11 protein-coding genes are annotated in these 13,951 nt (G+C 41.5%); 1 reads left to right on the plus strand and 10 read right to left on the minus strand.

The features are described from left to right. Nucleotides 1-16: 16 nt before the first annotated feature. From BK575_RS23445 to zapA, 9 genes are all read right to left on the minus strand, one after another. Entirely contained in the window at nt 17-790 is a 774-nt protein-coding gene (locus BK575_RS23445; protein ID WP_078413979.1) for an electron transfer flavoprotein subunit beta/FixA family protein, read from the minus strand. A gap of 70 nt (nt 791-860) precedes the next feature. Beyond that, nucleotides 861-1,634, minus strand: coding sequence for an enoyl-CoA hydratase (locus BK575_RS23450; RefSeq protein ID WP_078413980.1), 774 nt, complete (start codon nt 1,632-1,634; stop codon nt 861-863). 43 nt (nt 1,635-1,677) lie between these two features. Further along, on the minus strand, nt 1,678-2,268 hold the full coding sequence (locus BK575_RS23455) for a TetR/AcrR family transcriptional regulator (protein ID WP_078413981.1): 591 nt from the start codon (nt 2,266-2,268) through the stop codon (nt 1,678-1,680). Nucleotides 2,269-2,479: 211 nt separating this feature from the next. Further along, nucleotides 2,480-4,174 (minus strand): AMP-binding protein, encoded by a 1,695-nt coding sequence (locus BK575_RS23460; protein ID WP_078413982.1) that lies wholly within the window; start codon nt 4,172-4,174, stop codon nt 2,480-2,482. A gap of 364 nt (nt 4,175-4,538) precedes the next feature. After that, nucleotides 4,539-4,946, minus strand: coding sequence for a DUF350 domain-containing protein (locus BK575_RS23465; RefSeq protein WP_078413983.1), 408 nt, complete (start codon nt 4,944-4,946; stop codon nt 4,539-4,541). Nucleotides 4,947-4,960: 14 nt separating this feature from the next. Continuing rightward, nucleotides 4,961-7,321 carry an endonuclease MutS2 gene (locus BK575_RS23470; RefSeq protein WP_078414936.1) on the minus strand — a complete coding sequence of 787 codons (2,361 nt, stop codon included), beginning with the start codon at nt 7,319-7,321 and terminating at the stop codon, nt 4,961-4,963. A 45-nt stretch (nt 7,322-7,366) separates the two neighbouring features. Further along, a complete protein-coding gene (gene polX, locus BK575_RS23475; protein WP_078413984.1) occupies nt 7,367-9,124 on the minus strand; it encodes a DNA polymerase/3'-5' exonuclease PolX in 1,758 nt (585 codons plus the stop codon). Between the two features lie 130 nt (nt 9,125-9,254). After that, nucleotides 9,255-9,800, minus strand: coding sequence for a CvpA family protein (locus BK575_RS23480; protein WP_078413985.1), 546 nt, complete (start codon nt 9,798-9,800; stop codon nt 9,255-9,257). A 5-nt stretch (nt 9,801-9,805) separates the two neighbouring features. Continuing rightward, nucleotides 9,806-10,066 carry a cell division protein ZapA gene (gene zapA, locus BK575_RS23485; RefSeq protein WP_078413986.1) on the minus strand — a complete coding sequence of 87 codons (261 nt, stop codon included), beginning with the start codon at nt 10,064-10,066 and terminating at the stop codon, nt 9,806-9,808. Nucleotides 10,067-10,367: 301 nt separating this feature from the next. On the opposite strand from zapA, the gene rnhC reads away from it, so the two are divergent. Next, nucleotides 10,368-11,297 carry a ribonuclease HIII gene (gene rnhC / locus BK575_RS23490; RefSeq protein WP_078413987.1) on the plus strand — a complete coding sequence of 310 codons (930 nt, stop codon included), beginning with the start codon at nt 10,368-10,370 and terminating at the stop codon, nt 11,295-11,297. A gap of 232 nt (nt 11,298-11,529) precedes the next feature. On the opposite strand, the gene pheT is transcribed toward rnhC, so the two are convergent. After that, the gene (pheT, locus tag BK575_RS23495) at nt 11,530-13,944 is read right to left on the minus strand and encodes a phenylalanine--tRNA ligase subunit beta (protein ID WP_078413988.1); all 2,415 of its coding nucleotides are present in this window, start codon (nt 13,942-13,944) and stop codon (nt 11,530-11,532) included. Between the last annotated feature and the right edge of the window lie 7 nt (nt 13,945-13,951).

Consider the following 13,951-nt stretch of genomic DNA (forward strand, 5'->3'; position numbering starts at 1 on the left):
CCCCCGTTTATGTTAGTTAAACAACTTTTGCTTCAGAATGTAAAAGCTGTACCAATTCTTTCACTTGATCAGCGAGATCTCCCGTTAACACTTTTCCTGCTTCTTTTTTCGGCGGAAGATAAATTTCGATTGTTTTCGTTTTTGCTTCCACATCATCTTCTTCTAAATCCAGATCATCAAGCTCTAACTCTTCCAATGGCTTTTTCTTCGCTTTCATGATACCCGGTAAAGAAGGATAGCGCGGTTCATTTAACCCTTGCTGTGCCGTTACAAGAAGCGGAAGCGATGTTTCAATTACTTCTGAGTCTCCCTCTACATCACGGACAACTTTGACGCTTTTCCCATTAATCTCAAGCTTTGTGATGGTTGTGACATAAGGGATATTCAACAGCTCGGCAACACGCGGGCCTACTTGTCCTGAGCCTCCGTCAATCGCGACATTTCCAGCTAAAATCAAATCCACTTCTTTCTCCTTTAAAAACTCCGCTAATATTTTGGCGGTCGTATATTGATCACCGTAATCTAAATCATCTTCTGTATTGATTAACACAGCTTTATCGCATCCCATGGCGAGAGCTGTACGCAATTCCTTTTCGGACTCCTCACCGCCTACTGTAACAACGGTGATTTCTCCGCCATTTGCATCCCTTACTTGAATCGCTTCTTCAACCGCATATTCATCATATGGGTTAATAATAAATTCAGCCCCATCTTCTGCAATCTGCCCGTTATTTAATGTAATTTTCTCTTCAGTATCAAATGTGCGTTTCATTAATACGTAGATGTTCATATGGTCCCCTCCAATAAATTGAACGTTGTTTTTATTATGAATTTTAAGAAAAATATACTCAAAAAAAAGATTACTCACCTTTGAAATGCGGTGGACGCTTTTCGATGAAGGCTGCTACGCCTTCTTTAGCATCGTTTGAGGAAAATACGTTTCCAAACAATTCGGCTTCCTTCTCTATACCTTTATAAAAAGAATCTGAATTGGCATATTTGAGTAATTGTAGTACAGCTGAAACCGTAATCGGACTTTTCTTCGAAATTTTTGAGGCTATTTCCATTACACGATCAATCAATTCTTCTTCTGGATAAGCAGCATTGGCTAACCCTGCCTGGACGGCTTCTTTCCCTGTAATCGGTTCACTTGTCAGCATCATTTCGCAGGCCCTCCCCACTCCCACATAGCGGGGCAAGCGCTGTGTGCCGGCAAATCCAGGAATGATGCCTAATTGCAGCTCAGGCAAACCGAGTTTGGCTGTTTCGCTTACGAAACGCATGTGACAACTCATCGCCAGCTCTAAACCGCCTCCCAGAGCAGCACCATGAATCGCTGCAATAATCGGCTTTGGATATGACTCGATGTATTGAAGTACATCTTGCCCTTTTTTTGCCAATTGACGATAGTCGTCTTCGTTAGATAATGCTGTAAACTCTTTAATATCAGCTCCAGCACAGAAAAAACGGCCTTCCCCACGAAGAACAATAACTCTTGAGTCTCGATTGTTTTCCAAACTTTCCAATAAGTTGGAGAGCTCTTGCAACAGCTCTTGAGATAGTGCATTAGCCGGCGGACGAACGATTGTGACTACGCTTACATAATCAACTGTTTTCACTTGTAAAAAAAACATATTCTCCACTCCTTATGTATTTTGGGTTAAACAGCCCTCTACCTTAAGGTTGAGAGCCGTTACATCCAGTTAAAAGAAGCTGATGGACTTTCGGTGCCAATGAAACGAGATCATATTTATGCTCATTCATAACCCAAGTCGTAACCATCTCATCAATCGTACCGAAAATCATTTGCCTTGCTAAACGAATATCGAGGTTAGAATGAAATTCTCTTGTTTCAATACCCGTTTGTAAAATGCTGTCTACTACGTGCAAATACCCTTTTAGCACTTCGTTGATTTTTAAACGAAGTTCCTTATTGGACTGTCTCAATTCCAATTGTGTCACAGCTGCAAGCTCATAATCCTCCGCGAAAAGCATGAAGTGTTTTTCAATTAACATGTATAACTTCTCGCCGGCACTTGTTTTTCCTGCAATTTCCTCCTCGATTTTTTCGATGAATTGTCCCATTTTTTCCTGAAATAAAGAAACAAGGATATCTTCCTTACTTTTAAAATATAAATAAATCGTACCGTCCGCTACACCGGCTTGTTTAGCAATCTTAGATACTTGGGCATTGTGATAACCGTGTTCAGCAATAACAATAACTGCTGCATCAATAATTTGTTTATATTTAGGTCGATTCTTTTTCAATCTCTTATCTCCTTCTGCTTGATTCACTCTTCTTGGTGCTTTGTCCCTTGTCCATCGTAACATGAGAGCTTGAACATCTTAAGAGAATGATAACTAATTCCTCTGATAAAATATGAATGAATAGTCATTCATATTTTTATAATAAAAAATCTTACCATTTCTGTCAATGGTCATTTTCATAGAAAAAAGAAATGGTAAAATAAAGGTATCTCTAAGTCGCTTTTTTCTGCTTTTCTTTTTCCTCTTCTACAAGGGCCCTTCTTAAAATTTTTCCTACGGCCGTTTTTGGAAGTTCATTTCTAAACTCATAGATTCGCGGTACTTTGTAGGCGGCTAAATGTTGGCGGGCAAAGGTATCAATCTCTTCTTCTGTACATACCGCTCCTTCTTTTAAGACAATGTATGCTTTCACCGTCTCTCCGCGATACGGATCTGGTACGCCCGCTACAACTGCTTCTTGTATTTTCTCATGCTCATATAACACTTCTTCCACTTCTCTCGGATAGATGTTAAATCCACTAGCAATAATCATATCTTTTTTGCGGTCAACAATATAGAAATATCCTCTCTCATCCATATAACCTAAATCCCCTGTTAAAAACCAGCCATCTTTTAGTACAGCCTCGGTTTCTTCCGGCCTGTTCCAATAACCTTTCATCACTTGCGGCCCACGAACCGCAATTTCCCCGATTTCATTGAAAGGTGCTTGTTCTCCCGTTTGTAATGAAAAGATCATCGCATCCGTATCAGGCCAAGGCACTCCAATACTCCCAGATACCCGCTCTGTCCATAAAAAGTTCGCATGAGTCACAGGAGAGCTTTCAGTAAGCCCGTATCCCTCTACAAGCTTTCCGCCTGTCACCTCTTCAAATTTCTCTTGTACCTCCACGGGAAGGGGAGCGGATCCGCTAATACAGGAATCAATAGATGATAAGTCATATTTTTTTAGGCGGGGATGGTTCAATAAGGCAATATAAATAGTAGGTGCTCCTGGAAATAACGTAGGCTTTTGCTTATGAATCGTTTTCAGCACCGTTTCCACATCAAATTTCGGCAGCAAAATCATTTCATATCCTTGCAGAACAGACAAAATAAGTACAGTCGTTAAACCGTACACATGAAAGAAAGGCAGTACGCCTAAAATCTTTTCTTCCCCTTTTTTACATTTATACAACCAATGGGAACACATAGTAGCATTGGCCGCCAAATTCATATGAGTAAGCATCACCCCTTTTGGAAAACCTGTCGTTCCTCCCGTGTATTGCAATAAAGCCAAATCTTCTTCTGGATTAATCAAGATAGGTGTATAGGACCCACAACCACTTTTCACAATTTCCGAAAGCAAATGATTAGTACCGCGATGTTCCACTTTTACGATTAAACCATTTTGCTTTTTTTGAACAAACGGATATAGCCAATTTTTAGGGAAGGGCAAATAATCTTGAATTTTGCTCACAATGACATGCTTCAAATTTGTTGACGCTTTCACTTTAGAGATTTTGGGATATAAAAGATCCAATGATATGATATACTTCGCATTTGAATCATTGAGCTGGAACGTTAACTCCCTCTCTGTGTAAAGAGGATTGGTTTGTACAACTATGCCCCCTGCAAGCAATGCCCCATAGAAAGATACGACGGCTTGAGGAGAGTTCGGAAGCATGATAGCGACTTTTTCCCCTTTCGAAAGCCCAAGTTGTTGCAAATACGCGGCCAGTGCCATTGCTTGCTCGTATAACTCCTTAAACGATAATTTTTTCCCTAAAAAATGAACGGCTGTTTTGTCTTGATAAAGTTGAACAGCTTCTTGAAACAAGTCAACTAAACTTTTATCCTCCAATTGAACATGGGGAGGGATTTCCTCCGGATATAGATTTAACCATGGTTTTGCTGTTTCGTCTGTCATCAACTCACCTCCAAATAGTCTAAATTTTTAGAAATCTATAATTGAATTATAGTATAGGCCAAGCGAAAGTGGCAATGCCCTATGTAAATACCTCCTAAAAAAAATTGAGATGAGCGAAAACGCTCATCTCAATTTTTTAGACATAACATACATTTTTATCTTCTTGCTTCCATGATTACAAAAGCCTCAGCATAGTGACTGTTCCATAAAAGAGGATAAATAAAAACGTACCTTTTTATTTATCCTTTATGTTAAAAACAGCATGTAAATAATCCCTATAATGAGAAACCCTCCGCACAGTGTTAGTAATACTTTTGCTAAAGTCTCCATGTTCTCTCCTTTGTACCCCTTTTAGAAACACACATTATCCGATTCCTGCCCCTATGACATATGACATCCCGACTGAAATCACTAAAGCAATAAAACCAACCGCCCGATTATCCTTTTCAATCTCATCATCAATCCTGAATTTCGGTGTTAAAAATTCAAAGATAAAATAACTAATCAACAAGAGGACAAATCCAAACAGTCCCCATCCGATCATTTCAAATAATGAGTCGTGCTGTTCAATGGAATGACGGAAAATATTCCCAAGACCAAAAATCTTTCCTCCGGTAGCCATAGCCACTGCTACATTCCCTTTTTGAATTTCTTCCCAATTTTTATATTTCGTTACAATTTCAAAAATCACCAGAAAGACAACCATACAAAGAACAACAACACTGTAATAAGCAGCAGTTTCCACATAAGGGTTCTCCCAAAAGGCTTTCATTCCAGCTCTCTCTCCTATCCTTTAAACTCGACAACCGTTACACCGGTTCCTCCCTCTGTGGCTTCGCCAAATCGAATATTCTTGACGGAACGGTGATTTTTCAAATATTCCTGTACCCCTTGTCGAAGCGCTCCCGTTCCTTTCCCATGAATGATTGAAACGCGTGGATAACCAGCTAAAAGCGCATCATCAATGTATTTTTCAACCCGCATTAACGCATCTTCATAACGCTCTCCGCGCAAGTCAAGTTCGAGACTCACATGATAATCTTTTCCTTTAATCGTAGCAAGCGGCTTCGTTTCTACCGGCTTCGGAGATCCAATGTATTCCATGTTGTTTTCTTTTACTTTCATTTTCATAATGCCCATTTGTACTTGCCATTCATTGCTGCTCACTTTTTCAATAAGCGTCCCTTTTTGACCGAAGCTGATGATTTTTACTTCATCTCCCGGAGTAAATGTTTGGGCCTTCTTTTGATCAGCTGGTTTCTTCCCGCTCTTTTCAAGAGCAGGAACCGCCCCTTCCAATCGTTTTTTTGCTTCAATCAGTTCATGTTCCTTCACTAAGGCATGTTGATTTCGGCTCATTTTTCGTAGCTGTCGAATGACTTCTTCCGCTTCTTCTTTTGCCGCATCAACGGTCTCTGCTGCTTTTTGTTCCGCTTTTTCATACAAACGGTCGCGCTGCTCGTTAAACTCAAGGATTTGATTTTGCAATTCCTTATGCAGCTTCTCTGCCGCTTTCCTCAAATTTTCCGCTTCTTGTAGTTCATCTTCCGCTTGACGTCTGCTTTCTTCAAGAGAAGCAATCATGTTTTCTACTGTATTGGTCTCCGTATCGATAAAACCTTTTGCCCGTTCGATCACACGATTTGCCAATCCTAGCCTCTTGGAGATTTCAAACGCATTGCTTCGGCCCGGCACACCAATCAATAATTTATACGTCGGACTCAGTGTTTCAATATCAAATTCTACACTCGCGTTAATAACACCTTCACGATTATAGCCGTATGCTTTTAATTCAGGATAATGAGTAGTGGCAATAACACGTGCCCCTCTTTGGTGCACTTCATCCAAAATGGAAATGGCAAGTGCCGCCCCTTCCTGAGGATCTGTACCTGCTCCCAGCTCATCAAACAACACAAGACTCTTATAGTCAACATCCTTTAAAATCTCCACAATATTGACCATATGGGAAGAGAAGGTACTTAAGCTCTGCTCAATTGACTGCTCATCACCGATATCCGCGAACACATGATTGAATACCGTCATTTCTGAACCGTCAAGAGCCGGAATTTGCAAACCGGATTGTGCCATCAATGTAAATAGCCCGATTGTTTTGAGGGTAACGGTTTTTCCTCCTGTATTCGGTCCTGTGATAACAATCGTGGAATACTCCCCGCCCAACTCAATATCGTTGGCGACTACATCTTCTTTTGGAATGAGTGGATGCTTGGCTTTAAACAATTTAATATAGCCGTGTTCATTCATTTTTGGCTTTGAGGCTTTCAGTTTATGGCTGTATTTTCCCTTTGTAAATGTAAAATCCAGCTCCCCTAAAACCGTCACATTGTGCTGAAGCTCGGAAGCAACTTCTGCCACTTCCTTAGTAAGCTCAATTAAAATGCGTTCAATTTCCTGCTTTTCTTGAACTTTCGCTTCCTGCAGTTCATTATTCAATGTAACGATTGCCTGCGGTTCAATAAACAGCGTGGCACCCGATGATGATTGATCATGCACAATACCGCCGTAAGCATTTCGATACTCTTGTTTCACTGGAATTACAAACCGTTCATTACGAATGGTCACGATGGCATCAGAAAGCATTTTTTGAGCGGAAGATGACCGAATCAAGCTTTCCAATTTTTCACGAATCCTCGATTCCGTTGTCCGAAGGCGCTGACGAATACTTCTTAACTTATCGCTTGCTCCGTCCAGCATGACTCCGTTTTCATCGATGCTATTTTTAATGGACTGCTCTACTTGAGGCAGCGGAGTCAATTGTTCAGCGCTCTCCTGCAAAATAGGCAAACTGAACTCTTCTTCCATAAGCTCCTCAATAAATTTTTTCATCTGCCTTGTGCCATAAATCGTACTGGACACATCCAGCAATTCCGTCGTCCCGAGCGTACTGCCTATGGAAGCTCTCTTTACGTAAGGACGAATATCATAAATCCCTCCAAGCGGGACATTGCCTTTTATTCTTAAAACCGTCACTGCTTCGTCAGTTGCATTCTGCCTTTTGACCACTTCTTCGTAGTCGGTTGACGGCATCAGCTGCATCACTTTCTCGCGGCCTAACGAGGAAGCAACATGGGTAAGAAGCTGTTCTTTGACTTTATCGAATTCTAATACTTTAAAAATGCGCTGCTGCAACATTTCTTCCTCCCTTAATAAACCTGCATCAATTGTTTTACATCCTTATTTCCCCACATTCAAATCGTTGCGTTTTAAGAATGTTACCAGGTCTTCCAATTCGTACGTATTAATGACTTGTTCAGGTCGAACCCAGCCTTTTACTGCTGTGGAAACACCAATCTCCATATGCTCAAGCATCTGCATATTATGCGCGTCTGTATTGATGACTAGCTTTACTCCCGCTTCTTGTGCTTTTCTTAAATGCTCGGCTGCCAAGTCAAGGCGATGTGGATTAGCATTCAGTTCTAACGCTGTGTTCGTCTGTTTAGCTAACTCAATCAACATGTCCATATCTACATCATAGCCTTCTCTCCGGCCAATCAATCTCCCGGTCGGATGGGCGATAAAATCTACATGGGCATTTTCCAGAGCAGTTTTCAGGCGCTGCATAATCACTTCACGCGGCTGAGAAAAGCTCGAATGGATCGATGCAATGACAAGATCCATTTCGCTTAACAATTCATCATCATAATCAAGTGAAGCATCGGGTAAAATATCCATCTCTACCCCGGCTAAAATCGTAAAGTCATTATACTTCTCATTTAAGCGATCAATTTCTTCCCGCTGTTTGCGTAAGCGCTCAGCCGTCAGTCCGTTCGCTACCTTCAAATATTGAGAATGATCCGTAATTGCCATATAGCGGTAGCCCTTTTTCCGGCATGCTTCCGCCATTTCTTCAATAGAATAAGCGCCGTCACTCCATGTTGAGTGCATGTGAAGATCACCTTTTATATCAGTTAAGGTAATAACAGGATGGGACTTCATGAATGCCTCGACTTCTGTACCATCTTCCCGTAATTCCGGGGGGATGAAACTTAACCCGAAATGCTGATAAAAAGCTTCTTCATTCTCGAATGTAATGACTTCTCCCGTTTCAACCTTCTCAACTCCGTACTCGCTTATTTTTTCACCGCGCTCTTTTGCCAGCTGGCGCATGCGTACATTATGATCTTTTGAACCGGTAAAATGGTGCAAAGTCGTTGCAAATTCTTGTTCCTTCACTAAGCGGAAATCAATGGAAACATCATATTCATAACCTAAAACAACCGATACTTTCGTATCACCGTTCGCAATGATTTCTTTCACCTTCGGCAGCGCCGTTAATTGTTCACGCACTTGTCCGTTATCTTCAGTTGCAATAATGAAGTCAAGGTCTTTAATCGTTTCTCTCATTCGCCGTAAGCTTCCCGCCCTTGAAAACTTTATAATCCCGTCCATATGCGCAAGTGCCTCTTCAATTTCCTCTGCAATGGGCAGCATGAATGCTAAAGGAAGACGGTCGGGGCGTTTTCCGAATTCCTCAATGGAAGCAAGGATTTTCTCTTCCGTTTTTTTGCCGAAACCGCTTAATTCCTGCACTTTATGATGCAAACAAGCTTCCTTTAATGATTCAATGTCTTCCACTTGAAGCTCTTTGTACAGCTTTGCAATCTTTTTACCGCCAAGGCCTGGCAATTTCAGCAGTGGAATTAACCCTGCCGGCACTTCTTTTTGCAGGTCTTCTAAAACAGAGGACTTTCCTGTCTGTATGTACTCTTCAATGACTGCAGCCGTTCCCTTGCCTATTCCAGACATTTGAGTGAAGTCCTCAATGTCCGACAAGCTTCGTTCATCACTCTCGATGGCTGCAGCAGCTTTACGAAAAGCCGAAATTTTAAACGGGTTATCCCCTTTGAGCTCCATATAAACCGCAATCGTTTCTAACAGTTTGATAATTTCTTTTTTATTCACTTTCGTCACACCGCCTCTATGGTATATCATTGTAAGATATCATGTAATTTATTATGCACTAACTCAAAAACTCCATCATCAATAAAATAAACCGTCTCCGAAACCCTTGACTACACTGGATCTCACAGGACGGTTCACTTCATGACCTTTAATTTTCATTTTAAAGGGTTGTATAATAGTGCCTCCATAAATCCTGGATGGCAGAAGATAAAATCGGAGTATCGTTCACGATGAACATTGCCATAAAGGATTGCTGAATAGGTTCTTGAATTTCGTTGACGGGAATAATCGCACCAATATAAAGAAGAACGAATGAAACAAGATATACTTCAGCAAAGCCTAAAATACCGCCGCCCCATCTATTTAATTGCTTAAGCACAGGCAGCTGTGCCAACGAATGAAGAATTGAACCAACCATTCCTAATAACAGTTTTGTCCCAAAGAATAAAAAGGCAAATGCAATCATACGGTAAAATGCTTCTTCTATGTATGCTTGTTCAAATAGGAAAGACGTTATTCCCTGCATTTGGATTTCCGGAAACGGAATAATCAGCTTGAGTCTTGGAGCGAGCTGGTCGCTGAAGGAATAAGCAACGAGAAAAGCCGCAATAAAACTGATTAAATGAACAAGTTGACGAATAAGCCCGCGCTTAATTCCAGCTAAGAAACCTAAAATGAACAAACCGATCAAAATAATGTTTAGCATAGCTGTCAGTCCTTTGGATTTCGAAATTGTCTCTCTATTTTTTCATAATCATCTTTTAGTTTAAGAAAATCATGTACTACATTTACAGCCGTCAAAACGGCCAGCTTATTTATATCTAAATGTGGATTTTTTGCACTTATTTCACGCATTTTATCGTCAACAATGGAAGCCACAAGACGAATGTGACTTGTGCTTTCCGTTCCGACGATTGTATATTGTTGTCCGAAAATATCAACTGTCGTACGTGTTTTAGGTTGTTCTGACACAAAAAGTCCTCCGTTCCACCAAATCCTAATCCTTATCATACCATGAAGCGATATTACATGGAAAGACATGTCCTGTTAAATAACAGAACATGGATAAAAAGATATCCATGTTCTGTTATTTATATCCCTTAATAGCATATTTAAAATGTAAAAACAATCAAATAGCACCTGCCAAAAACAATACCCATGTTAGAAAGTTAACTCGGATTCATATAGAATAAGAAACAGACGGCCCAATTTATAAAACGGGCTGGAATTAGATAAGAATCCATATAGAGAATAGTTTAGAAGGAGTTCATTTATGTCGAATACAGTTTTAAAAATGAATAGTGGACAATTAGAGAGCATGAGAGAACATTACCGCTCAAAGCTAACGGAGAAAGTGCCGCAAGGAGGGCTTTTTGTCGCCAAAACAGGAAGCTGTACAATTACGGCTTATCGTTCCGGAAAAGTACTGTTTCAGGGACAAGGAGCTGAAGCTGAAGCCGCCAAATGGGGAACCGTCAACCTAAAGCCTTCCTCTCCCATCCCTTCCCGTAAACCCGCCAGTACATTGCCTTCGGATATTGCAAGGCGTTCCTTTATCGGTTCAGATGAGGTGGGCACAGGAGATTACTTCGGTCCGATGACCGTTGTGGCCGCCTATGTTGATAAACAGCAAATTCCCCTGCTTCAAGAATTGGGTGTGCGCGATTCCAAAAGCTTAACAGATGACAAGATTACCGAAATTGCCAAACAGCTCATTACCATCCTTCCATACAGCCTGCTCATTTTACATAACGACAAATATAATGAATGGCAGCAAAAAGGAATGTCACAAGGAAAGATGAAGGCTCTTCTTCACAATCAGGCAATCGGAAACGTACTTAAAAAAATGGAACCGATCAAACCTGAAGGCATCCTTATCGACCAATTTGCAGAACGGACAGTTTACTACGAGCATATTGCTTCCCAAAAAGAAATTGTAAAAGAGAACGTTTATTTCAGCACAAAAGGTGAGAGCATTCATATTGCGGTTGCGGCCGCCTCCATGATCGCCCGCTATGCCTTTTTGAAAGCGATGGATAAGCTCAGCGAACAAGCGGGATTTACCTTACCTAAAGGAGCAGGGGCCCCAGTCGATATCGCTGCAGCCCGCCTCATCAAACAACAAGGAGAACAAGCCCTTCCTTCGTTCACCAAATTTCACTTTGCCAATACACAAAAGGCGATGAAAATGGCAAAAAAATAAACATCCATGAGCCGAACGGCTCATGGATGTTTTTAGTATCTAGATACAACATTACAAATTCAACATCTAGTCTTTTGTATAAATCTACTTTAATTTTCTAACGTTCAATATTCATTTTTATTCTATTTTAGCTTTTGTGTTTTTTCACCTTGAATCCACTCATAAAAGTTCTCGTATAAACAGCCGGGAAGAACCCATAAGGGAGCTTTCCAGCTATTTATGTGGATTTAGATTATGAACGTAAGGATGCGCCAAAGGCTTCCTCTACTGCTTCCAGTACACGCTCATGCGCTTTTGTGACATCTTCATCCGTTAATGTACGTTCCGGATCGAAATAGCGAAGAGAGAAAGCAACCGATTTTTTGCCCGGCTCCATCTTTTCTCCTTCGTACAAGTCAAATACCGTGACATCCTTCAGCAGCTTGCCGCCTGCTTCTTCGATCACACGCTGGATATCACCGGCAGACACAGCCGTCTCCACCACAAGAGCGATATCTCGGGAAATGGATGGGAAACGTGGAATTGGCTCATATTGTACTTCTTGAACGTCTGTTGTCAATAATATTTGTAAATCCAATTCAAACACATATGTTTCACGCAAATCCATATCTTTTTGTACAGCCGGATGAAGCTGGCCGACAAACCCTACGCTTGAACCATTCAATAATACTTCAGCCGTACGGCCAGGGTGCATACCTTCTTTATTTGCAAGCTTGTATTCAATCTGATCGGTTACACCCAATAAATTGAATACACCTTCTACGATGCCTTTTACAACGTAGAAGTCAACAGCTTTCTTCTCACCTTGCCATCCGTGCATATGCCATAATCCCGTTACCGCACCAGACAAGCGTTCTTTTTCTTGAGGAAGCTCCCCCTGAGCCTTTGCCAGGAATACAGAACCAATTTCGTAAAGAGCAACCGAATCGATTTGGCGTGCATTGTTATGTTTTACCGCTTCTAAAAGGTGCGGCACGAGGCTTAAACGAAGCGTACTGCGTTCCTCACTCATCGGCATCGCCAAACGAATAGCTTCGCTTTGTTCAAGTGCAAATTGAGCCGATTTTTCTTCACTTGTCAATGAGTACGTAATCGCTTGTAAAAGACCAGCACCTTCCAAGAAGCGGCGAACTTTACGGCGTTTTTCTTGGTAAGGGGTTAAACGGCCCGGCGTCGCTTCAGAAATCGGAAGCGTTGTTGGCAAATTATCATAGCCATATAAACGAGCTACTTCTTCCACTAAGTCTTCCTCAATCGTAATGTCTCCGCGTCTTGTCGGAACCGTTACGACAAAACTTCCCTCTTCTTCTTTCACATCAAATTGAAGGCGCACGAAAATATCTTTTACTTGTTCTCCTGTTAACTCGGTACCGAGAACACCGTTAATACGTTTTAATGAGATGGAGATAACAGCAGGTTCGATTGTCATCGTATCGGCTTCCACTGTTCCGTCTACAACCTCACCGCCGGCATATAAAGCCATTAATGAAGCCGCACGGTCTGCAGCTAAACGAGTACGATTTGGATCAATTCCTTTTTCGAAGCGAGCGCTTGCCTCACTGCGTAATCCGTGATCCTTTGATGCTGTACGAACTGTTAACCCTTTGAAATAAGCTGATTCGATTAAAACCGTTGTCGTATCGTTTTGTACTTCAGAATTGGCTCCGCCCATAACCCCAGCCAAGGCGATTGGTTCAGTTCCATTTGTGATGACAAGATGCTCTTCTATTAATGTGCGTTCTGCATCATCAAGCGTCACGATTTTCTCACCATTTTGAGCACGTCTTACTAGAATCTCTTTTGAACCGAGACGATCGTAGTCAAATGCGTGAAGCGGCTGGCCGTATTCTAACAAGATGTAGTTTGTAATATCCACGACGTTGTTATGCGGGCGGATACCAGCTGCCATTAAACGCGTTTGCATCCAAAGCGGTGAAGGAGCGATTTGGACGTTCTTCACCACACGCGCCACATATAACGGGTTGTCTTCTTTCGCATCGACTTTTACAGAAATATAATCAGACGCTTTCTCATTATTTGTTTCTAAGACCACTTCCGGATATTTGACCTCACGTCCTAAAATAGCCGCCACTTCATGGGCAACCCCTAACATGCTTAAAGCGTCAGAGCGGTTTGGTGTCAATCCTAACTCCAATACCTTATCATTTAAATTCAACAATTCCAGCGCATCTGCTCCTGGCTGTGCATCGTTTGGAAAGACGAAAATTCCTTCTTGATATTCTTTCGCCACAAGTTTCCCTTCGACTCCAAGCTCTTGAAGGGAACAAATCATGCCGTTTGACTCTTCGCCGCGAAGTTTTGCTTTTTTAATTTTGAAGTTGCCGGGTAAAACGGCTCCAACTTTGGCTACTGCCACTTTTTGACCTTGAGCAACATTCGACGCTCCGCAAATAATTTGAACAGGCTCACCTTCCCCAAGATCCACTAAGCATTTATTCAATTTATCTGCATTCGGGTGCTGCTCGCGTTCGACAACATGGCCGATGACAACACCGCTGATTCCTTCTCCTAAATCTTCTACACCTTCTACTTCAATTCCGCTTCTGGTAATCTTTTCAGCTAACTCTTCTGCTGAAATTCCTGTTAAATCCACATACTCTTGTAACCAACGATATGATACAAACATGTGTATC

This window comes from Priestia abyssalis (genome assembly GCF_002019595.1).
Taxonomy (GTDB): domain Bacteria; phylum Bacillota; class Bacilli; order Bacillales; family Bacillaceae_H; genus Bacillus_BA; species Bacillus_BA abyssalis.